15 protein-coding genes and 1 tRNA gene are annotated in these 21,498 nt (G+C 60.2%); 10 read left to right on the forward strand and 6 right to left on the reverse strand.

Features of this window, described 5'->3' with window-relative positions; all coding sequences use genetic code 11:
- Window positions 1-63 precede the first annotated feature (63 nt).
- A tRNA-Leu gene (locus tag WMO46_RS13815) sits at window positions 64-147 on the reverse strand.
- 71 nt (window positions 148-218) lie between these two features.
- Window positions 219-2,042 carry an excinuclease ABC subunit UvrC gene (gene uvrC, locus WMO46_RS13820; protein ID WP_019149543.1) on the reverse strand — a complete coding sequence of 608 codons (1,824 nt, stop codon included), beginning with the start codon at window positions 2,040-2,042 and terminating at the stop codon, window positions 219-221.
- 149 nt (window positions 2,043-2,191) lie between these two features.
- Here uvrC and WMO46_RS13825 point away from each other — a divergent pair, with 149 nt between their 5' ends.
- Together WMO46_RS13825 and WMO46_RS13830 are read left to right on the forward strand one after the other, a co-directional pair.
- Window positions 2,192-3,142: a hypothetical protein gene (locus WMO46_RS13825; RefSeq protein WP_288661957.1), complete on the forward strand. Its 951-nt coding sequence runs from the start codon at window positions 2,192-2,194 to the stop codon at window positions 3,140-3,142.
- A gap of 13 nt (window positions 3,143-3,155) precedes the next feature.
- Entirely contained in the window at window positions 3,156-4,529 is a 1,374-nt protein-coding gene (locus WMO46_RS13830; protein ID WP_349094528.1) for a DUF5723 family protein, read from the forward strand.
- A 117-nt stretch (window positions 4,530-4,646) separates the two neighbouring features.
- Here WMO46_RS13830 and WMO46_RS13835 read toward each other — a convergent pair whose 3' ends face one another.
- A complete protein-coding gene (locus tag WMO46_RS13835) occupies window positions 4,647-5,255 on the reverse strand; it encodes an NUDIX hydrolase (protein ID WP_195498181.1) in 609 nt (202 codons plus the stop codon).
- Window positions 5,256-5,303: 48 nt separating this feature from the next.
- Between WMO46_RS13835 and WMO46_RS13840 the strand changes: the two genes are divergently transcribed.
- The 8 genes from WMO46_RS13840 to WMO46_RS13875 all read left to right on the forward strand — a co-directional run bounded on the left by WMO46_RS13840 (window position 5,304) and on the right by WMO46_RS13875 (window position 17,720).
- Window positions 5,304-7,460 (forward strand): S9 family peptidase, encoded by a 2,157-nt coding sequence (locus WMO46_RS13840; RefSeq protein WP_349094529.1) that lies wholly within the window; start codon window positions 5,304-5,306, stop codon window positions 7,458-7,460.
- 247 nt (window positions 7,461-7,707) lie between these two features.
- On the forward strand, window positions 7,708-9,510 hold the full coding sequence (locus WMO46_RS13845; RefSeq protein ID WP_349094530.1) for a fimbrillin family protein: 1,803 nt from the start codon (window positions 7,708-7,710) through the stop codon (window positions 9,508-9,510).
- A gap of 5 nt (window positions 9,511-9,515) precedes the next feature.
- Window positions 9,516-10,322, forward strand: a complete 807-nt coding sequence (locus WMO46_RS13850) for a DUF4493 domain-containing protein (RefSeq protein ID WP_349094531.1) — start codon at window positions 9,516-9,518, stop codon at window positions 10,320-10,322.
- Between the two features lie 13 nt (window positions 10,323-10,335).
- A complete protein-coding gene (locus WMO46_RS13855) occupies window positions 10,336-12,120 on the forward strand; it encodes a DUF4493 domain-containing protein (RefSeq protein ID WP_349094532.1) in 1,785 nt (594 codons plus the stop codon).
- 12 nt (window positions 12,121-12,132) lie between these two features.
- Entirely contained in the window at window positions 12,133-14,313 is a 2,181-nt protein-coding gene (locus WMO46_RS13860; RefSeq protein ID WP_302590174.1) for a DUF4493 domain-containing protein, read from the forward strand.
- An 18-nt stretch (window positions 14,314-14,331) separates the two neighbouring features.
- Window positions 14,332-15,138 (forward strand): hypothetical protein, encoded by an 807-nt coding sequence (locus WMO46_RS13865; protein WP_129650606.1) that lies wholly within the window; start codon window positions 14,332-14,334, stop codon window positions 15,136-15,138.
- A gap of 13 nt (window positions 15,139-15,151) precedes the next feature.
- The gene (locus tag WMO46_RS13870) at window positions 15,152-16,036 is read left to right on the forward strand and encodes a hypothetical protein (RefSeq protein WP_195498187.1); all 885 of its coding nucleotides are present in this window, start codon (window positions 15,152-15,154) and stop codon (window positions 16,034-16,036) included.
- 4 nt (window positions 16,037-16,040) lie between these two features.
- Window positions 16,041-17,720: a PCMD domain-containing protein gene (locus WMO46_RS13875; protein WP_349094533.1), complete on the forward strand. Its 1,680-nt coding sequence runs from the start codon at window positions 16,041-16,043 to the stop codon at window positions 17,718-17,720.
- Between the two features lie 77 nt (window positions 17,721-17,797).
- Here WMO46_RS13875 and WMO46_RS13880 read toward each other — a convergent pair whose 3' ends face one another.
- From WMO46_RS13880 to WMO46_RS13890, 3 genes are all read right to left on the reverse strand, one after another.
- Complete coding sequence (locus WMO46_RS13880) at window positions 17,798-18,490, reverse strand: transglycosylase SLT domain-containing protein (RefSeq protein WP_026076284.1); 693 nt, start codon at window positions 18,488-18,490, stop codon at window positions 17,798-17,800.
- A gap of 44 nt (window positions 18,491-18,534) precedes the next feature.
- On the reverse strand, window positions 18,535-20,643 hold the full coding sequence (locus WMO46_RS13885; protein WP_315968674.1) for a putative porin: 2,109 nt from the start codon (window positions 20,641-20,643) through the stop codon (window positions 18,535-18,537).
- An 85-nt stretch (window positions 20,644-20,728) separates the two neighbouring features.
- Window positions 20,729-21,448 carry a CDP-alcohol phosphatidyltransferase family protein gene (locus WMO46_RS13890; protein ID WP_276761020.1) on the reverse strand — a complete coding sequence of 240 codons (720 nt, stop codon included), beginning with the start codon at window positions 21,446-21,448 and terminating at the stop codon, window positions 20,729-20,731.
- Window positions 21,449-21,498 lie beyond the last annotated feature (50 nt).

Below are 21,498 nucleotides of genomic sequence, written 5' to 3' on the forward strand. Positions count from 1 at the left end.
GAAAATCCCTCTATTACAAACTGCCTAATTCATTGAAATCAATGAATTAGGCAGTTTTTCCTGTACCCGGAGCCGGGGTCGAACCGGCACGACATTGCTGTCATTGGTGTTTGAGACCAACGCGTCTACCGATTCCGCCATCCGGGCAAACGACCGCATCGCGCGGCGAATCGGGAGGGCAAAGATACGCGATTTTCACGAAATTTCAAAAAATCGCCCTATTTTTCGAAGAAAGCCTTGATTTTTTTCGCTTTCGCAGGCCCCACCAACGCCGAAAGCTCCTCGATATTGGCTGCGCGGACCTTCTCCACCGTGCGGAAATGGCGCAGAAGGGTCTGGACCGTCTTGTCGCCGATCCCCTCGATCTGCTCCAGCTCGCTGTGGATAAATGCTTTGCTGCGTTTCTGACGGTGGAATGCGATGGCGAAGCGGTGCACCTCCTCCTGAATCTGCGACAGGAAGTGGAAAAGCGGCGAAGTGGGACGGATGCCGACCAGCAGGGGCGGGAATCCGCAGAGCAGTTCGGCCGTGCGGTGACGGTCGTCCTTGGCCAGTCCGGCGATGGGTATGTCCAGCCCGAGGCGTTCCAGCACCTCGTGGATCACCCCCATCTGCCCCTTTCCGCCGTCGGCGATGATGAGGTCGGGCAGCTCGGCCCCCTCGGCCATCAGGCGCGTATAGCGCCGGAAGACCACCTCGCGCATCGACGCGTAGTCGTCGGGACCCTCCACGGTCTTGATGTTGAAGTGGCGGTACTCCTTGCGCGAGGGTTTCCCGTCGCGGAAGACCACGCACGAGGCCACCGGATGGCTCCCTTGCAGGTTGGAGTTGTCGAAGCACTCGATGTGCCGCGGCTGCCGGTCGAGGCGCAGCTCCTTCTGCATGGCGTTCATCAGCCGGTCGGCATAGCGTTCGGGATTCTTGATCTCCAGGTTTTTCAGCTGTTCGGCGCGGTAGATGCGGGCGCTCTTCTGCGAAAACTCCAGCAGTTCGAGCTTCTCGCCGCGCTTCGGCACCGTGAAGGTCACGCCGTCGAACAGCAGGGTCGTCGAGGGCAGGAACGGCACGATCACCTCGCGGGCCAGTCCGCCCCCGGCGATGTGTTCGACGATGTGCTGAATGGCCAGCGTCAGCATGTCGCGTTCGTCGCCCCCGACGCCCGTCGAGAGCTTCACCGTCGAGACACCCACGATCGAGCCGTGGCGGATGCGCACGAAGTTGCACCATGCCACGTCGTCGTCCGGCAGCAGCGAAAAGACATCGACATCGACGATCTTCGCACTGACGATCACCGACTTGCCCGCATAGTTATCGAGCGCGTCGAGCCGCTGCTTGTAACGCTGGGCCAGTTCGAATTTCAGCTCCGCGGCAGCCCGCGCCATCTCCCCCTCGAGGTATTGCCGCACGGGCCGCAGGTCGCCTTTCAGCACCGAAACGACCATCTCCAGCAGCCGTCCGTACTCCTCCTCGGACTGCCGTCCGACGCAGGGCCCCTTGCAGTTCCCGAGGTGGTATTGCAGGCAGACCGTGTATTTGCCCCGGGCGATCGCCCCGGGGTCGAGGTTGAGTTTGCAGGTGCGCAGCGGCACCACCTCGCGGATGAAATCGAGCACGCTGTGCTGCATCATCACCGAACCGTAGGGTCCGAAATACTGCGACCCGTCGCGCGTGAGGGTCCGCGTGGACTGCACGCGGGGGAAATGCTCCCGGCGGACCACGATCCACGGGTAGGTCTTGTCATCCTTCAGCAGGATGTTGTAACGCGGCTGGAGGGTCTTTATCAGCGAATTTTCGAGCAGCAGGGCGTCCGTTTCGCTGCCCACGACGATATGGCGGATCGCGGCGATCTGCTTCACCAGCACGCGCACCTTGGGGCTGTGCTCCTTCGACTGCACGAAATAGGACGACACCCGTTTGCGCAGGCTCTTGGCCTTGCCCACGTAGATGATCGTCCCCGAGCGGTCCAGAAACTGGTAGACGCCCGGCGACAGCGGCAGCAGGGCGACCTGCTCCCGAAGGCTGTTGTTCTCGGTTCCGCCCATACGTTCGGCAAATGTAGCAATTTTTCGGCAAAATTCCCCGCCGGAGGTTTTCGCCGGCAGGGCGGAACATACCGAAAAAAGTCCGGTATTTTGTTTTATTCGTCGGAACGTCATTTGTGCCACCATCATTTTCAACGTAATCCAAGCCTATGAGAAAACTTTTTCTACCGATTCTGGCCGGCGCACTCCTCACCGCGTGCATCGACAAGGACTACGATCTCGAAAACGTCGATACCGACAACATCGCCATCGGCGGCGACGATTCGAAATTCGAGGTTCCGCTGGCCCGGGTGCTCGTCACCCTGGAAGACATCGCCAACGGCGATCTCAACATCCTGGAGCTCTGCGAGAAAGCCGACAAATGGCTTCCCTCGAAGCTGCCCGGGAACGCCGATTTCGTCGATCTCGTCCTGCTCTCCCGGAATTCCTACACCGACGAGCTTTTCGACGCCCTCGTCGCAGAAATGCAGTCGAGCGCAGCCAAACTCGATGTGATGACCGACATGATGTGGACCGATTACCGCCATAAAATCGCCGGCGCACTCGGGATTCCGGCGGAAGATCAGTACGAAACTCAGTTCAAGGAGGCGTTCCGGACGGCGGTCCGCAATACCGAGCAACGGGTTCTCAACGAGGTCAAATCGCAGTTCAGCGGCTATCTGACGGAGGATCTCAGCGTGGAACCGATCGACTACAACATCGGGCGCGTGGACATCAGCGACGACGTGATCGACATGATCGCCGACAACCTCGATCCCGAAGGGTCCGGCAGTTCCAAAAACTCGCTCTACCTCGCCGGGGAGATCGTCAGCAGACTGCCCGTATCGCTGTATCTCGAACCGGAATTCAAAACCGCGGCCGCCCCGTTCCTGAAATTCGATGTCACGGTGGACGCCACGAAGGAGATCAACGAGATCGAGGAGTCCGAGGAGACCCGCCTCTATGCCGAGAGCCTGCGGCAGCTGGTGGACAACGCCGCGATCAACATCCCCGTGACGCTCGAAAAATACTATCCGGGCAGGGGCTTCGAAACCGACAAGCCCCAGATCGAAATCAAACTGCACCTCATCAAACACGGAGGTCTGAAACTCGACATCTAAACAGCACCATCGCATGAAAAAACCATACATCCTCATCGCGGCGGCGCTCCTCGCGACCGGCGCCGCTGCGCAGAATCCTTCGGCCTACTTCATGGAGGGTTCGACCTTCCGGTCGCAGTTCAACCCCGCCTTCGCGCCGCTGCGCGGCTACGTGAACATCCCCGTACTGGGCGGCGTGCAGGTCAACATGGCCGGCAACATCGCCCTCGACAACATCCTCTATCCGCGCGACGGCAGGCTGGTGACGCTGCTCGACAGCTCCGTATCCGCCGCCGAAGTGCTGGGAAACCTCAAAACCGACAACCTGCTGGGAGCCGATTTCCGCATGAACGTCATCGGATTCGGCGCCTTCACCAAGAACCACAAGAATTTCTGGTCGTTCGACCTCAACGTGCGGGTCAACGAGGACGCCAACCTGCCCTACTCGCTCTTCGAGTTCATCAAGCTCGGCAAGGAGGGGCAGATCCGGAACTTCGGAACCTCGATGGACGCCTACCTCGAAGCCGCGTTCAGCTACTCGTTCCCGCTGATGGACGACCGGCTCTATGTCGGCGTGCGGGGCAAGTTCCTCGCCGGACTGGCCCGGGCGAAGATGATCTACGACCGCTTCGACGTATCGCTCCAGCACGACCGCTGGGCTGTCAGCACCCAGGGTACGATCGATGTCACGGCCGCCGGAGCCGAGATCGACATGCCTGCGGAGGGCGACATCTTCGAGATCGGCGACATCGACATCAACCCCACCAAACCCGCCGGCTACGGATTCGCCGTAGACCTGGGCGCCACGTACGACATTCTGCCCAACCTGCAAGCGTCGCTGGCCGTGAACGACCTGGGCTTCATCAGCTGGAGCAAAAAGAACTCCATCTCGGGAACCTCGACGCAGGAGACCGAATTCACGGGCGTAACGGTGCCGGACGACGGTACGGAGCCCGCGCCGGATTTCGACTTCGAGATGCTGAAATTCAACCCGACCGACGGCAAGAGCGCATCGAAAATGCTGCGCGCGTCGATCAACGCCGGTCTGGAATACGAGGTGTGGCGCCACAAGGTCGGCATCGGCCTGCTCTACACGGCCCGCTTCTGGGAGTACAAAACCCTGCACAACATCACCGGATCGGTCAATTTCCACCCTGTCCGCTGGTTCTCGCTCACGGGCAGCTACTCGGTGATCGACAACCGCGGCGGCGCCGTGGGACTGGCCCTGAACCTCTGTCCGAGCTGGATCAACTTCTTCATCGCCACCGACATGCTGGTCAGCAAGCACACGCCGCAGTGGATACCCGTCAAGCAGAGCACGATGAACGTGACCCTCGGACTGGGCGTGCCCATCGGCAAGCGCAGCCACCGCATCTCAGCCTATGTCCGGGAGCAGGACAAACGCTGAGTCCCGCTCCGCAACGAAAAACGCCCCGGAACCGTTTCGCAGGTTTCCGGGGTGTTTCTTTGTCTCTGCATGCAGGCGCAGAACCGGGAGTACAGCGCCGTAAGCGTCGGCCGCCCCCTACATCCCGCCTCTCAGGCAGGCGAGCACCGTCCTGACGGTCGGATAACATGCGGCGGCATGCGCCGCGGCCTCCTCCGGGGAGCACCACGCCACGGCGTCGATCCCCTCTTCGGTCTGGGGTTTCAGGGCGGCGCAGGCCGGGGTGAAAAGTTCATACCAGCGGGTGCGTTTCAGCTCCCAGCGCGCGGTTTTCGGGAAATAATAGGCGTGCAGCGTCTCGCACAGCGGACGCACGACCTCGGCCGCCACGCCGGTCTCCTCGCAGACCTCGCGCGCGGCGCACTCCTCGATGCGCTCGCCGCACTCCAGATGCCCTTTCGGGAGGTCCCAGCGGCCGTTGCGATGGATCATCAGCCACTCCCCGCAGCCGTTCACCACGACGCCGCCCGCCGCCTCGACGGGCGTGAACTCCGCCGCGAACGCCGCGAACGCCGCGTCGGGATCGGCCGCCACGACGGCCACGCTATTGTGCGATTCGAGAAAATTCAGTATCTTGTCCCGTGATAAGCCGTCCCCAGCGTCCGCTGAAACGGCGTACCACGCCCCTCCGGGGGTCTCGGCCGTGAATAACACGGCCTTGTCGGCGAAATAGACGGTACGGTTCATGTTCGAAAAGATTTGACGACAAAATTAAGAATAAATAAGGGAACCTCAATGAAAATGAAAAAACTTATCCTGATGATGGCTATTGCAGCTGCGGGAGCGGGCGGATGCGAAAAACGCCCGGAGCCCCTGAAGATCGACAATGCGCTGACGGCCGAAGAGATCGCCGCCGGACGCCTCACCCCCGAGGTGATGTGGAAGATGAGCCGTGCGGGCGGTTCGTCGCTCTCGCCCGACGGAAAGCGGCTCCTCTACCAGCAGACCGACTACAACATGGCCGAGAACCGCGGCGTGACGACGATCCGGGTCGAGGAGATGGATTCGAAGGCCGTGACATGCCTGACGGACTTCACGTCGAACAATCTCTCGCCGCAATGGAGCGCCGACGGGCAGCACATCTACTTCCTCTCGGACCGCGGCGGTTCGATGCAGGTGTGGCGGATGAACGCCTCGGGCGGCGACGCGACGCAGATCACGGGCAGCGGCAACGGCGAGGGCGTTCCCGACGTGGAGGGCTTCGGCGTGAGCCCCGACGGGAAGCACATCTGGTGGGTGCAGACCGTGCGGACGGCCGACCGCCGCTCGTCGGACATCTACGAGGACATGGACAAGTCGAAAGCCCGCATCTACGACGACCTGATGGCCCGTCACTGGGACTACTGGGACGAGGGCGAATACCGCCACATCTTCGTCGGCGAGCTGGGCAAGGGGCTCGTGACGGGCGGCAAGGACATCATGCCCGACGCACAGTGGGACGCCCCGCTGGCCCCCTACTTCGACATGGCCGAAATCGCCTGGAGCAACGCCGGCGACAAGCTGGCCTACACCTGCAAACCGCTCACGGGCACCGAATACGCCGTATCGACCGATTCGGACATCTTCGTCTACGACCTCGCGTCGGGCGAAACGAAGAACATCTGCAAACCGCTCACAGGCAAATCCGAATGTCAGAGTGAAGCCAGCCTCGACCTGGCCGAGATGGTCGGCTACGACAAATATCCCGTCTGGTCGCCCGACGATTCGAAGATCGCCTTCCTCTCGCAGCGCCGCCCGGGCAACGAGTCGGACAAGGCGCGGCTCTTCCTCTACGACTGCGCGTCGGGAGGGATGCAGGACCTGACGGAGGATTTCGACTACAACGCCATGAACGTCGTCTGGGAGGGCAACGACCGTCTCTGGTTCATCGCCCCGATCGAGGCCACGCACCAGATCTGCCGCATCGAGCCGTCGGTCGGCGAAGTGGAGGTCGTCACCCGCGGCGACCACGACATCAACGCCTTCACGATGACATCGGGCCGGATCGCCGCCGAGATGTGCACGATCTCGATGGCCACGGAGTTCTTCGACGTGAACCCGGCGGACGGCACGCTGACGCAGGTGTCGGCCATTAACAAACCCGTTTACGACAACATCCGGATGGGCGAGGTGCAGAAACGCTGGGTGAAGACCACCGACGGCCAACAGATGCTCGCGTGGGTCATCCTGCCGCCCGACTTCGACGCCTCGGAGAAATACCCCGTGCTGCTCTACTGCCAGGGCGGTCCGCAGAGCGTCGTCTCGCAGTTCTGGAGCTACCGTTGGAACTTCCAGCTGATGGCCGCGCAGGGCTATGTCGTCGTGGCTCCCAACCGCCGCGGCCTGCCCTCGTTCGGACAGGAGTGGCTCGACCAAATCTCGGGCGACTACTCGGGACAGAACATCCGCGACTACCTCTCGGCCATCGACGACGTGGCCCGCGAACCGTGGGCCGACCGCGAACGCATGGGCTGCGTGGGGGCATCGTACGGCGGCTACTCGGTCTACTTCCTCGCCGGATGCCACGAGAAGCGTTTCAAAGCCTTCATCGCCCACTGCGGCATCTTCGATTTCGACTCGATGTACGGCGAGACCGAAGAGCTGTTCTTCGTCAACAACGACTTCGGAGGCCCCTACTGGGACGCGAAGAACGCCACGGCGCAGCGCTCCTACGCCAATTCGCCGCACAAGTTCGTGACGAAATGGGACACCCCGATCCTGATCTTCACCGGCGAGAAGGATTTCCGCATCCCCTACACCCAGTCGCTCGAAGCCTTCACGGCAGCCCGCATGCGGGGCATCCCGGCGCGGCTCGTGGAGTTCGAGAACGAGGCGCATCAGGTCTTCAAACCCCAGAACTCGCTGGTCTGGAACCGCGAGTTCTTCGGCTGGCTCGACAAATACGTGAAATGACAAGCCCGAACCCTGCAATTCAGGCCGTCCGACTCCCGGGCGGCCTTTTTTGCGCGCCGGAGTCGGAGAGCCCCCGCACATACGCACGCCGCCCCGGCGGAACGGCTTTTCAGGGATACGATCCTTCCGGAAAAATTTCCGGAAACAGGGCTTTTCGTGATGAAAAACCGGGTGTTCATTGAATTTATTTCCACTAAACCGGGCGTGTACCTATTTTTGTAGACATTCAGGTAAAAGAACTTACGCTATGCGACGAATCTGGACAACCTTGCTTGCGCTGCCTCTGGTGTTCGCGTCATGCTCCGAGACTCCCGCAGCAGACACGAAACCCGCAGCAGGTACCATCGAAGTTTCGATAGGCTCGGGCCCGAAGATCGGGATTCGGACCGGGGCGCAGACCCGCACCGAACTGGACGAAGACGGCAAATCGGTCCGGTGGGCCGACAACGACCGGATCGTGCTCTGGGCCGTCAACTCCCAGGCGCAGACGACGATCGACCGGCAGGTTTTCAAGCTCTGGCACTACAACGCGGAGTACAATACGGCCAAATTCACGGCCACCGTCCCGGAGATGCCGGAGGACACCTACGTCTACTATGCCGTATCGCCCGAACCCGTCTCGGCCGAGGGTCTGAAGGCCAGCTACCGGATTCCCGCCGAGCAGGACGGCACGTTCAGCAGCGACTGCGACATCATGGTCGCGGCCCCGGTCGAAGGCACGGCCCTGCAACAGGGCGACAACAGCGAGATGGTGAACCTCGAATTCGATCACAAGGTCCACGTGCTAATGATCCGCATTCCGTCGAACGACCTCGGCGAAGAGATTTCGAAGATCACGCTGACCTTCCCCGAACCCGTCGCGGGCACCCTGACGGTGGACGCCGCCGATCCCGCCGCCGCACCGCAGCTGACCGACGGCAGCAACATCCTGACACTCAGCTTCGACACCCCGAAGAAGCCCGACGATACGGTCTATGCCGTCATCGCGCCGGTGGAACTCACGTCGGAGCAGGAGGTGACCATCACGGCCACGGGCACCACCCGCGAATCGCGGCCGAAGACGTTCCCCGGGAAGCATTTCGCAGAGGGGCACACCACCCCGATCTCTTACAGCATTCCGCCCGTCGGCCCCACCACCCTGCGCGTCAGCCTGCCCGACACCGGCAAGAGCACCCTCGGTGAAAATATCACCAGCTTCACGCTGACCGCCGCCGAAGGTGTCGATCTGAACGGGGGGGGGTCCAACGTGCTCACCTTCCCGGTGGAGACGGCCGGCAATTTCGACTTCGTGTTCGACGAATTTCCCGAAGCCCTCGCGGGTCAGTCCGTTGCCGTCAGCTACGAATCGGAAAACGCCCTGCTCAGCGGCGGTTCGTTCGTCATCCCGGAACTGATGGCAGGAGGCACGAACACCATCGCAACCCTGAGCGTACCTTATCTGATGGAGGAGGATTTTAACAACATAACAGGCTACAGCGACCATGACAATGCTGAATACGGGACTACGATTGACGGAACTACTACGGCCTCTGATCTTTCTCAATACGGGCTCATTGGCTGGACTGGAGCTCGCACCGGAGTTCAGGAAAAAGGTGAAGGAAATGAAGGATCAATTCGTGTCTGCTGCCGTTCGCAAAATGCCTTTGGCGTTTCCCGATACCACGGACGTTTGGATTCGGCTCCGCTCAATGGCATAAAACCAGACAAAACCCCTACGGTAAAAATATCATTCAACTATGGCGGTGGCCGTGGTGGTAACGATAGTTACAGTCCGATCGCCGCATACGGATATACAACTACGCAAGGCAAGATAGACAGCAAATCGGACAGTAAGCAAAATTGGTATATCAGTGGTGCCACGGTCTTCGACGACCTTCCGCTCGACTCAAATTTCAATTCTATACCGAAAGAAAAAACATACACTATCGAGAATTGCACCAATCTGCATCGTTTGTCCTGGGAGGTAAATTCTACAGGAAGTGCATGGGCTGCCAATGCCAATTCGTGGCTCTACCTCGACAATATCAAAGTATCCATCGCCAACGAATAACCGCCATGAAAAGACATCTTATCAGCATCCTTGCATCGGCGGCCGTCGCAGTCGCGGGATGTAACGAAACGAATGAAACGAACGCGGGGGGGGGTTGCGGCACGATCCGCATCGCCTGCCGAACCGATCTCTCGATCGACGCCGAGGCAAAAGCCTCCCCGAAGGCAACCCGCACCGAAATCACGGCCCCGGACGGCAGCGAATTCGCCCTGCGGATCACGGGCACCGATTTCGACCGCTCGTGGGAGAGCGTCGCGGCTTTCGAGGCCGAAGAAAACGTCTTCGCCGAAGGCCCCTACAAAATCGCCGTCGAACACGGCGATCCCGAAACCGAAGGACCCGACAAGCCCTATTTTTCCGGTTCGACCGACATCGACGTAGCGGCCCGCCGCGTCAACACCGCCCAAGTGACGGCCCATGTCGCCAAATCGCAGACCTTCGTCCGGATTACGGAGGCTTTCGCTAAATTCTACCACGATGCCGAGTTTACCGTGACGACCGGTTCGGGCAACGAATTCACGTTCCGTCCCGACGGAACCGGAGACCCGGAGCGCATCTGGGTGAAGACGGGCACGACGCTCACGGTCAGCGGCACGGCCCGCAGCCAAAGCCAGGACGGCGAGAAGGAAGGCCCCCTCTACACCTTCCCCGCCGAGACGCTCGACGTCACCGTGGCGGCCACCTGCCACATCTTCACCTTCGACGCATCGAACGCCGGCAGCGCCTCGCTGAACATCGTCCTCGGCGAGGGCGAAGGCGAAACGCGGGTAATCCCCGTCGAACTGAACGAAGAGGCCATTCCAAGCAAATAAAAAACGACGAAATATGAAGACTTTTTCCATCATCCTGACGGCAGCCATCACGGCGATTCTCTTCGCGGCAGGCTGCGTGAACGAGGAACCGGCCTACAAGAACGAACCCGGCACCACCCCTGCACCGGAGGACGGCACGGGCTATCTGTCGATGGCCGGCATGACGATGCGCGTCATCTACGACGACCAGACCGACACGCAGCCCGACGACACGTCGGGCGAAACGGTCAAGCCCCAGACGCGCGCCGAAGAGGCACAGCCCGATGTCGATGAATTCATCGTCGAGATCTTCGACGCCGAAGGCACGTCGGTCTACAAGGACACGTATGCCAATCTGCGAACCGAAACGGCGGCGACCGACGGCAAGATGGAGCTTCCGACGGGCAGCTACAAACTGGAGGTCCGTTCGGAGGAACCCTCCTCGAAACTCGCCGACTGGGACCATCCGGTCTATTTCGCGGCACGCGATTTTGCGATCGAAAAAAACGAGGACACCGTCCTCGAAGAGATCGTCTGCACGCTGAGCAACATCAAGGTGACGCTCACGTGCTCGAAAGACCTCGCAGACCAGTTTACCGCCGAAACGATCTCCACGGTCTCGCTGGGCGAAACGTCGATGGTCTTTGTCAAGGGTGAGACGCGCGCGGCCTATTTCACCTCCCTCGCAGAGCTCAACACGCTCAAGTTCAACCTGACGGGAGCTTTCGCCGAAACGCCCGAAACGCCCCTCCAGTTCAACAAGGAGATCCCCAACGTCAAGGCCGGACAGTGGCGCAAGATCACGCTCGTAATCACCTATGCCGACAAGGGCGGGATCAAATTCGACATCGACGTTAAGAATTTCATAATGGACGAAGAGATTCGGATCGACGGCACGGCGAACGTCTGGGAACCGATCTTCGAAGAGGGTCCCGACCCCTTGGCCCCGGCGATCGAATGGCCCGGGCACGACCTCACGGAACCGTTCCGGATCACCTCCTCGATGTTCGACGCCGACGGCAAGTGCACCGAGCCCTTCGCGCTGAATCTGACCGCCCCCAACGGCATCGAATCGCTCGTGCTGACCTTCTCATCGACGAACTCCGCCTTCATGGACGCTCTCACGGAGATTCAGATTCCCCATTCGCTCGACCTCTGCGCCACCACGCAGGGCCCCGCCTATGCGATTCTCTCGGGCTTCGGGCTTCCGCTGGGCGACAAGCTCCGCGGCGCGACCTCCAAACAGTTCGACATCGCGGGACAGATTCCGATGCTCTACGCCGATCCCGGGTTCGAAGGCACCCACACCTTCGCCTGCACGCTGACCGACGCCAAGGGCCTCTCGACCTCGGCGGAGCTCCGCCTCGTGGTCAGCAAGAGTTCGGCAAAGCCGACCGTCGCCTGGCAGGGGCACGACCTCACCCAGCGGCACGAGATCTTCGGAGGTGAAACGATCGACATCGACATCACGGCCGAAGCGGGCATCCAATCGCTGGTCGTGGAGATCATCTCCGAAAAACTGACTCCCGAAGAGTTGCTGAGCGTAGGCATCCCCGCCGTATTCGACCTCTGCAACGTTCCCGCCGCCGGAAGCAACAGCCCGGAGGAAGTCGCCGCCATCCTGAGCGGATTCGGGTTCCCGGTCAACGAAGAGGTTGCGGGCAAAACCGTCTTGCCGACGATCTCTATCACGCCATTCGTTGCGCTGATGCAGCAGGTCGCCTCCGACTGTAACAACGACTTCAAACTCACAATTACGGACAAGGCGGGACAAACGACCATCGCGACCCTTCAGCTCTACGTTCATCCCCTGCCCTAACCCGTCCGCACCATGAAAAAGCATATCACACACGCCGCTCTGCTGCTCTGCACGGTCTTGACCGTCGCCGCATCCTGCTCCAAGGAGGCGACGGGCGAAGGCGGCGCAGCGGGCACGGGCGTACTCGAAATGAACATTTCGACCACCCGCGCCGAAGCCGACGCGGAATACGACCCGAAAGACCATCTGGTCGCACGCATCTACAATTCGCGCAATGAACTGATCCGCAAATACACCTCCGAAACCTTCGTGAAGCAACTGGAGCTCATCGCCGGGGAATACCGGATCACCGTCGAAGCCGGGGAGGCTGTCCCCGCCTCGTTCACCAAACGCTTCTACAAAGGCGAAGAGACCTTCACCGTCACCCCCGGGGAGACGACCGAAGCCGACGTGAACTGCCGCAGGCAGAACACCGCCGCCGAAGTGAAATTCGACGCCTCGGTCACCGAGGCTTTCGGCACGGACTTCCGCTTCTGGATCGTCGCCGACGATGCTTTCGACGAGGAAAAAGCCGAGCAGGAGGCCGTCCCGGCGCTGAAATACACCTCCGACGCCACGGGTTACTTCACCCTGCCCGAAGGGGTGACGACTTTCGTCTGGCATTTCGAAGGCACCCACTCCGAACGCGGGCAGATCGTCATGGAGGGCCGGCAGGAGAACATCCAGGCCGGAGGCAAGTATGTCTTCACCTGCCTGTTCTCGAAGGACCTGCCGGGGTTCATCCAATGTGTCGTCATCAAGGTCAACACCGACCCCGACGAGCAGGACGACACGATCATTTTCAGTCCCGACCCCACCATCGAGGGCGACGGCTTCGACATCGCCCGGCCCCAAGGCTACATCCCCGGCGACACCTGGACGCGAAGCTACAAACTCGCGGCTATGGCGCCCCTGAAAACCGCGGAACTCCGGTTCGGCGAACAGACCTACGACCTGATGATGAGCGACGCTCCGGCCGAGGGAATCACCGTCGTCCGCGACAACGACCTCAGCCTGACGGTCACCCTTTCCGAAGCGTTCCTCGCAGGATGTCCCGCAGGCAGTCACTCCGCCTCGTTCCGCATCGCCGACACGAAGGACGCCGAAGCCACCGTCGCCTCGGAACTCCGCGTGCAGGGAATCCTGCCGGTCGGAAAAGAGGATTACGACCTCTGGGCCAACACGGTCACGCTGCGGGCCGTGGTCGTCGATCCGAACGTCTCGGCCGTCACTTTCGGACTGAAAAACGGGGAATCGTGGCTGGAAACGGAGGGAACGGCCAACGGAAACGGCTGTTACACCGCCACCTACCGACCCGAATGGACCGAATCGACGAACGAAGCCGGGCTGAAGGTCTACACCCCGGAACCCGGTAAAGAAGGCATCACCGCCGGCAACGATTATGAATTACGAAGCATGATCGGCGATCGAACCTATTCCGCATCGCTGACGACTCCCGCAGGCGACACCATTTACAATGCCGGAATGGACTACTGGACGACTTATAATGTCACGGGAAGCTCGATCACAGGCGGAACCGTCCCGTATCCGAATGAGAACAGCAGCACCGTGTTCTGGGTCGGCGGCAACAACGCCCAAACCAATGCCCTCTGCACCGGAGTTAATGTCAATGACAACGATGACAGCGACAAGTGTGCACAACTGAAACCCAATGTGAAAATGAACATCTTCGCTGCCGGCAATCTCTTCACCGGAACATTCGATTGCGGGACAGGATTACTCGACACATTCGGCTACGCCCGTTTCGGCGTGCAATACACGTTCACGGCCCGTCCCCGGGCCCTGCGGCTCCGCTACAAGGCAACCGTAACCAATATCACCAATACGGGCAACAGCGGTCTGACAACAAACGACATCGACTCGGCACGCGTCTTCGTCTGCGTCATCGACTGGACCGGACGCCACGCCGTAAAATCGGGAGCATCGTCCGACGAATCCACATTTTGGGACCCGGAGACCAAGTCTCTCTTCAACGAAGGCCCGATTCTGGGCTATTCATCGAAAAAACTCGGGAAGTCAACGGAAGGTTGGGAGACGATGGAACTGCCGCTCCTCTGGTATGACAAGGACAAGGCCCCGACCGCAGGCAACTATTCACTGGTCATCTCCTGTGCTACGAGCTACAAGGGAGACTATGTGACGGGAAGTACATCCAATCTCCTCTGCGTGGAAAACTTCGAATGGGTCTATTAACCAAATAAACGCAATCCGATGCGCAAACTATTCATCCGCCCGCTCGTCCTCGCGCTGTGCCTCTCGGCCGCGGCGCAGGCCCTGCGCGCACAGGAAACAGCCCCGAACACCGATGCGGCCGGCCCGGTTCCGAAGACAATCAACGAAATGCGCCGCGAACGCGGACTCACCGACACCCACAACCTGTTCGTCCCCAAAGGACAATGGGTCTTCGGCGGCACGGCGTCCTACTCGACCCACACCAACGACAACTACAAATTCCTGGTGGTCGAGGGCATCGACTCGAAAGGCTACACCTTCCGCATCAGCCCCCTGATCGCCTATGCCGTGCGCGACAACATGGCTCTCGGAGGCCGTTTCATCTACTCGCGGACGCTGCTCAAACTGGACAACGCCGAACTCCACTTCGGCGACTCGGAGACGGGCACGAACATCGTGGCCAAAGACTACTATGCGCTGCGCCAAACCTATTCGGCGGCGGCGATCTGGCGCCAGTACATCCCGCTGGGGCGCAACAAACGTTTCGCGCTGTTCAACGAGATGTCGCTCTCGGCCGGCGGCACGCAGGCCCGATTCGCCAACGATTCGCCCGTGAAAGGCACCTACGAGACGGGCTACACCCTCTCGCTGGGCATCTCGCCGGGCATCGTGGCCTTTGCGACCAACAACATGGCCGTCGAGGTGAACGTCGGCGTGATGGGTATCACCTACAACCATGCCAAGCAGGTTCACAACCAGGTCACCGTGGGCAACCGCAACACGAGCATGATGAACTTCAAAGTCAACATCTTCTCGATCGGCCTCGGCATGGCCTTCTACCTCTAAAAACGGCACAGCAATGACACGAATCATACTTTTCCTCCTTTCGACATGCCTCGCCTTCACGGCCGCCGCCGAAACGCCGTCGGTTCCGGTCCCGGAGAACACCCCGGCGGCAGAGAGCGCCCCGGCGGCCTCCGGCATCTCCGCGTCTCCCGCCGAGCCGAAGAAACAGCAGCGCTTCCTGCCCACGCGCCGGCGCATGGACCGCGAAATCAACAAGCTCAAATTCGCCTACAAGGGCGAGGTGATAATGGGTCTGACCGCCTCCTACGGCACGCTGTCGAGCGATGACACGGACATCATGCTGCTGATCGACGGCATCAACGCCGACGGTTCGATCGCCACCGTAAAACCGTTCGTGGGTTACTTCTACCGCGACAACAGCTGTCTGGGCGTGCGTTTCGGCTACCGCCACATGGGCGGAAGCCTCGACAACGCCCGCTACGACCTCGGCGAAAGCAACGACGCCTCGGGGCAGATTCCCAAACTCGACATCAACAGCGACAACTATTCGTTCGGCATTTTCCACCGCTCCTATGCGGGGCTCGATCCGAAAGGGCGTTTCGGTCTGTTCGCCGAGTTCGAACTCTCGCTGGCGACCGGCTCCTCGAAGTTCTCCTACCAGCCGAACACGTCGAACGACGAGATGAAAACCACGTACAGCGACAATACGCAGGTGAAATTGGCGTTTAATCCGGGAGCGGCCGTCTATATCTTCCCCAACGTCTGCGCCACGGTGTCGTTCGGGCTGGGCGGCATCCAGTACAACTCCGTCACGCAAAAGGACGAGAGCGGCAAAAAAACCGGCTCGCGCGAGGCTTCGAACATGCGCTTCCGGCTCAACATCGCCGCCATCAACTTCGGCATGACGATACACCTGTGGGACAAGAAAAAGAAGTAAAGTTATGACCAGATACCTGAAAACAGCATTCGCAGCGGCCGCGGCGCTCCTCGCAGCGTCGTGCATCAGCAACGATATTCCCTACCCCGTCGTCGAACTGCGCATCGCCAACGTCGAGGGAGAGGGCTTCTCGGTCTCGGAGAACAACGTCACCTCGCGGGTCGTCACCCTCACGCTCGACGAAGCCACCGACATCCGCAACGTGAAGATCGACGCCGTGACCTACGACGCCGTCATACACAGCATCGAGCTGAACAAGGCGGAACTTCTGGATCAGGTGCGCAGTTCGCAGGAGCTGACCGGCACGTTCAACCTGCTCTCGCCGATCTACACCACGCTGTCGCTCTATCAGGACTACGACTGGACGATCCGCGCCGTGCAGACCATCGAGCGGCGCTTCAGCGTGACGGGACAGATCGGCGCCACGGAGATCGACACCGAAAACCGCATCGTCAGGGTCTATGTCCCCGACGACACCGATCTGGGGCATATCGAAATCGAGGAGCTCAAACTCGGCCCGGCGGAGATCACCACCTATTCGCCCTCGCTCGAAGAGCTTTCGGGCAGCAGTTTCGAATCGGTGCGCTTCGTGGACGTTACCTGCCACGGCGTCACCGAGCGGTGGATGCTTTACGTGGAGACGACCAACGTGAAAGTGGCGCTTCGGGAAGCCGACCTGTGGCAGAATACGGGTACGGTCACGGCGCTCATCTCCGCCGACGAGTACGCCTCGGGCGCCGCGCTGGAATACCGCATCAAGGGCGACACGGAGTGGCAGCCGATGCAGGAGAGCGGCTACGACGCCGGCATCCTGACGGCGACGATCGCCCCCGAATGGAAAACGGAAACCAATCCGAACGGACTGACCGTTTACAAACTGGTGCCGAAAAAGGGATTGTTCGCAGGCCACACCTACGAATTCCGGCTGCTGGTCGGCGGCAGCGAGCAGGGCGCACCGTTGGAGTACACGGCCCCTGCGGGCAACACCATCCCCAACGGCGACATGGAAGACGCCTCGATGAGCTGCTGGACGCAGAACAACAAGACGGCCGAATTCTGGGGCAGCGGCAACAACACCTTCACCAAGGGACTGTGTACGCAGGCGTCTTTCGCCGGCGGCACGCGCGCCAAATTGCAGGCCACCTCCGCCGTGGGAGTCCTCGCCTCGGGCAACCTCTTCACGGGACTTTTCCAGAAGGACCTCATCACCCGGGGCGTCGTATCGTTCGGCCAGACCTACGCCTGGAAAGCCCGTCCCAGAGCCCTGAAGGTGCAGTACTTCGCCGAGCATATCGGCCCCGTTGACATCGACAAGAAGTTCGGCGCGCCGATCGGCATGGGGGACCAGGACCGGGCCCGCATCATGGTCGCCATCGTGGACTGGAACGCCCGCCGCGAAGTCGGATCGGGCACGGAACCTCCCACCGGCACCTGGGACCCGCAGGAAGCCGCTTCGACCGAACAGGGTAAGATCATCGCCTACGGGTCGCTCTTCATCGACGAGAGCTCGACCGGCGACCGGATGATCGACACGGAGCTCGAACTCCACTTCTACGACCGGGAAGCCAAGCCCAGCGGCCTCTATCAGCTCGTCATCTCCTGCTCGACGAGCGCCTACGGCGACTTCATGACCGGCTGCAAGTCGAACGTCCTCTACATTGACAATTTCGAGTGGGCATACTGACGCCCCTCCCGTCACCGAACGCAAAAAAGGCAGGGTCCGTTTCCGGACCCTGCCTTTAATCATACACCTGCCTGCGGTCACCTCCCGGCGACGCGGCAGTATCTGTCGTAACGTCCTATCACGTCGTTCACATAAGCCAGCGTCTGCCGGCTGCCGGTGAAACGTCCGCATTTGACCACTTCGCTCTCGTAATACGCGGGATCGGCTTTCAGGCTGAGATAACGCGCCACGACCTCCCAAGAATCGGGGTTCTCCCCGTCCAGCTTCGCCAGACGGCGCGCGTCGTTCACATGACCGACGCCGCTGTTGTACGACGCCAGGATGATGCTCATCCGGTCCTTCTCGGAGATGTCCTCGGGAAGGCAGAGCGTCGATGCGATCTTCGTCAGCAGCTTGTTCGCCAGCCAGATATTGGTCTCCGGATTGGAAACCTCCGTCACGGGAACGTCGAACTGGCGTGCCACCGAAGGCATGATCTGCATCAGTCCGCGGGCCCCGCGGCGCGAGATGATGTCGGGTCTGAAGCGCGATTCGTGGTAGGCGATGGCGCTCATCAGCCGCCAGTCGTTGCCCTCCTGTTCGCTGATATGGCGGATCACATCGTCGTAAGCCGAGATGACGTAGCTGCCCTCGGGGAGCAGCGAACGGTTCATCGCCTCCATTCCGTTCGGCGCGCCGTCCGTCGCGGGTGCGGCGAACCGGGCGTTGAAGCCGTAGAAAGTGGTCAGAATGGTCAAGAACGCAAACGTTAATACGGTCTTTTTCAACATAAAAGGTTGTTTTGCGGGCAGCTTACACCGCGCAGAACAGCACGCTAATCATAGAATCCCCACGAGATACCGATTTTGAACATGCCCGGATTCAGCGGATAACGAGCCGCCGAGAAATACTCTCCGTTACCGAACAGTCCCTTGTTCACATGCTGATATTTCAAGAATATCCGCATTCTCTTCCACTTCGCCATTGCGAAGGCGTCCACGTAGGGATAGTTCCCCACTTCGACCTCGCGCTGGTTGTAATACACCGACAGAGCCGGATTGTAACCGGGCGCATAATACCGCGTATTATAGCGTCCGTCCAGACCGATCTGCAAGCGCAGCACGTCGCGCACGACCCAGAACTCGTAGTAATACGAAAGGAAGGCGCTCAAAAGCGGAACGGGTACGACATCCTGATCCGTACTCCACTGCAACAATACCCTGTTGTCCAAATGAAGTCCGCCCAAGCGGAAATCTTTGCGAGCATACACACTCGTGAGGCTGACGTTTCCGCCGTGCTGGGCGACGTTGCTGTCCGACGCATAATAGATCTTGTCGGAGACGACTCCCTGCCATGCCCCCGCTTCGAAAGCGAAATCGGGGACCGAAAACTTGACCTCGAACCGAGTTTCATTCTCCTTGTCCAAAGGAGTGTTCCATATATAATGGTTCGAGAATAGATTCTCCTGCCAGTAGTTGGGCGAACGGCGGTCCATCGTGAACCGTCCTTCGAGAATCAGGGGGTGTCCGCGGAGGTAGCCTTTCAGCGCGAGGTGCGCGCCGATCGAAAGGTCTCCGCCTCTGTATCCCGACGGGTAGAATCTGAGATTCCCGTCCCAATCGACATACTTTTTTATCTTTCCGCTGACCGAGCCGTAAAAGAAGTAACTCGTCTTGTTGACCTTCGTGTACTTGCCCGTCAGATAATCTTTCAGTTCGAACTGCGAGTAGGTGTGCATGTCGATGCCGACGCCGGCGTCGATCGTTCCCACCACCCCGTTGCGGTCCCAGGGCTGCGCCTGCACGAAGAAGCGATTCGAGACGACCCGTTCGTAGATCGAGTCGCGCGTCTCCGTGGGGTTGATGTACCAGTTGTCGTAGTAGCGGCCCTCGGCCGACACGTAGTTGCCGTTCTCGTCGCGGTGGTCGCGTTCGTTGGTATAGGGCTCGTTCCTGTCGGTGTAGACCTTGCTCCACGAACTGTACTCGAACGAGTGGCCTATATAGACCGCCGAAAGGTTGGCCATCGAGAAATCGTGCTCGGTGAGCCGTTGCAGCGGAATGCCGTAGGACTGCGTGACGAAGAAGGCGTTGTTGCGGTAGAGGTTCTTGGCCTCGGCGTCGGCCAGCCGCATCGGCACGCCCGAGGGCATCTCGAAAACGGTGTCCGCAATGGCCCAGTTGCCGACCACGCCGCCGTTCTCCTGCTGCTCAATGTGGTTGTTGTAGTAACCCGCATGCACCGAGTAGCGCTTTCCGGTATGGCTGACGGCCACCGAGAGGTTGTGGTTCTTGGTCCGCGACCACACATACTGCCCGCGCGTGCCCCGCGCCTTGTAATCGACGTTGAATCCCGTCGTCGGCGAGATGTTCTGCGCGTGCATGATGTTGAAATTCTCCTCGCGGAAACGCTTCTGCCCCGACTCGGCGTAGCTCATGCGGATGATCGGCTTCTTCGTGTTGTAGAAGGGCACGTTCTCCATGTTGTAGGTGTACGCATAGTAGGGACTCGCAAAACTGAAATCAAAGAACTGAGGCCGCCGGAAGTAGTTCAGCGGCAGCGACGTTTGCCCCAGGGCTCCCTGGGCGATGTCGCCCACCTCCTCCCGGTAGAACGGATAGTCGATCCGGTAATCGGTCAGCGTGGTGTCCAAAGGTCCGATCTCGACGCGGTTGAAATCGCGGCTCACGTGCCATTTGAAGTTGTTCAGCGCACGTATCGAGTCGTTGAACAAATAGGACTCCAGCGGCTTGCGGATCTTGCGCTCCTTCTTGGTCGTATCCTGCGGCTGCTCCCCCTCCTCGCCCTCGGGCTGTTCGAAAGGGTTGTTGCCGTAGAGATTTCCCGACTGGCCGTTCTGCTGGGCGCGCATCAGGGTCTTCGCATCGAAGCCCTGGCAACGCCCTGTCTGAGGCACTGCAAAAAACAGGCCGAACAGGAGCACCAGCAATATGCGATTCGAAAATCCCGACATATCCAACCTAAAGAGCGGAAATCCGCGGCAAAGGTAATTAAAATTTTTTAATAAACTATTCGGCTTTCCCACAGCCGTTTGCCCGGCAGGCGAACCCCCGGACGAGCGAAATCAGGACGTAAAGCACGATGATCAGCGGCACGGCGTATCCGCGCAGGACGACCGCCATCGCGGCGCTGACGAGAATGAACGTATAGCGCAAACCGTTCCCCTTCCAGCCGAATCCGTGGAATTTGAGGGCGAACATCCTCACGTCCGAGATCATCAGCAGCCCCACGACCACGGCCACGGCCAACACCGTCTCGCGCAGGAGCGTCAGCCCGTAACACTCGGCCAGCATACCGAGCGAGGCGCAGAGCATCGCGGCAGCCGGCGAAGGCAGTCCGCAGAACTCCGTGCGCTGCGTGTCGTCGATGTTGAATTTCGCCAGCCGCAATGCCGCAAAGGCCGTGAAGGCGAAGACGATGAGCCCGAGGGCTCCCTCCGGCAGCCAGACGCCCGGCATCCGCTGATAGAGGACGTACATCGCGGCGGCGGGCGCGAACCCGAAGGTGATGTCGTCGGCCAGCGAATCCAGTTGCAGCCCGATGGGCGAACTCTGGTCGAGCAGGCGCGCCGTAAAGCCGTCGAAAAAGTCGAACACGGCAGCCAGGATCATCAGCCCGAAAGCCAGCGTCAGGTTGCCCCAGACCAGCGCGGCGACCGCTGCGACCGAACCGCAGAGCAGGTTCGAAAGGGTCAGCAGGTTGGGTATGGTGAAGAATTTGATTTTCATTGCCGGGTCGAAAATTAATTTTCCAATAGGCGGCAAAGTTACTAAAATAT

It is taken from the genome of Alistipes intestinihominis, from assembly GCF_040095975.1.
Lineage (GTDB): Bacteria > Bacteroidota > Bacteroidia > Bacteroidales > Rikenellaceae > Alistipes > Alistipes senegalensis.

What these genes read in the sequence shown, in the direction of transcription:
- WMO46_RS13865 (WP_129650606.1), top strand. Translation starts at nt 14,332, where the DNA reads ATGCGCAAACTATTCATCCGCCCGCTCGTCCTCGCGCTGTGCCTCTCG.
- uvrC (WP_019149543.1), bottom strand. Translation starts at nt 2,042, where the DNA reads ATGGGCGGAACCGAGAACAACAGCCTTCGGGAGCAGGTCGCCCTGCTG.
- WMO46_RS13850 (WP_349094531.1), top strand. Translation starts at nt 9,516, where the DNA reads ATGAAAAGACATCTTATCAGCATCCTTGCATCGGCGGCCGTCGCAGTC.
- WMO46_RS13835 (WP_195498181.1), bottom strand. Translation starts at nt 5,255, where the DNA reads ATGAACCGTACCGTCTATTTCGCCGACAAGGCCGTGTTATTCACGGCC.
- WMO46_RS13855 (WP_349094532.1), top strand. Translation starts at nt 10,336, where the DNA reads ATGAAGACTTTTTCCATCATCCTGACGGCAGCCATCACGGCGATTCTC.
- WMO46_RS13870 (WP_195498187.1), top strand. Translation starts at nt 15,152, where the DNA reads ATGACACGAATCATACTTTTCCTCCTTTCGACATGCCTCGCCTTCACG.
- WMO46_RS13830 (WP_349094528.1), top strand. Translation starts at nt 3,156, where the DNA reads ATGAAAAAACCATACATCCTCATCGCGGCGGCGCTCCTCGCGACCGGC.
- WMO46_RS13840 (WP_349094529.1), top strand. Translation starts at nt 5,304, where the DNA reads ATGAAAATGAAAAAACTTATCCTGATGATGGCTATTGCAGCTGCGGGA.
- WMO46_RS13860 (WP_302590174.1), top strand. Translation starts at nt 12,133, where the DNA reads ATGAAAAAGCATATCACACACGCCGCTCTGCTGCTCTGCACGGTCTTG.
- WMO46_RS13845 (WP_349094530.1), top strand. Translation starts at nt 7,708, where the DNA reads ATGCGACGAATCTGGACAACCTTGCTTGCGCTGCCTCTGGTGTTCGCG.
- WMO46_RS13875 (WP_349094533.1), top strand. Translation starts at nt 16,041, where the DNA reads ATGACCAGATACCTGAAAACAGCATTCGCAGCGGCCGCGGCGCTCCTC.
- WMO46_RS13890 (WP_276761020.1), bottom strand. Translation starts at nt 21,448, where the DNA reads ATGAAAATCAAATTCTTCACCATACCCAACCTGCTGACCCTTTCGAAC.
- WMO46_RS13880 (WP_026076284.1), bottom strand. Translation starts at nt 18,490, where the DNA reads ATGTTGAAAAAGACCGTATTAACGTTTGCGTTCTTGACCATTCTGACC.
- WMO46_RS13825 (WP_288661957.1), top strand. Translation starts at nt 2,192, where the DNA reads ATGAGAAAACTTTTTCTACCGATTCTGGCCGGCGCACTCCTCACCGCG.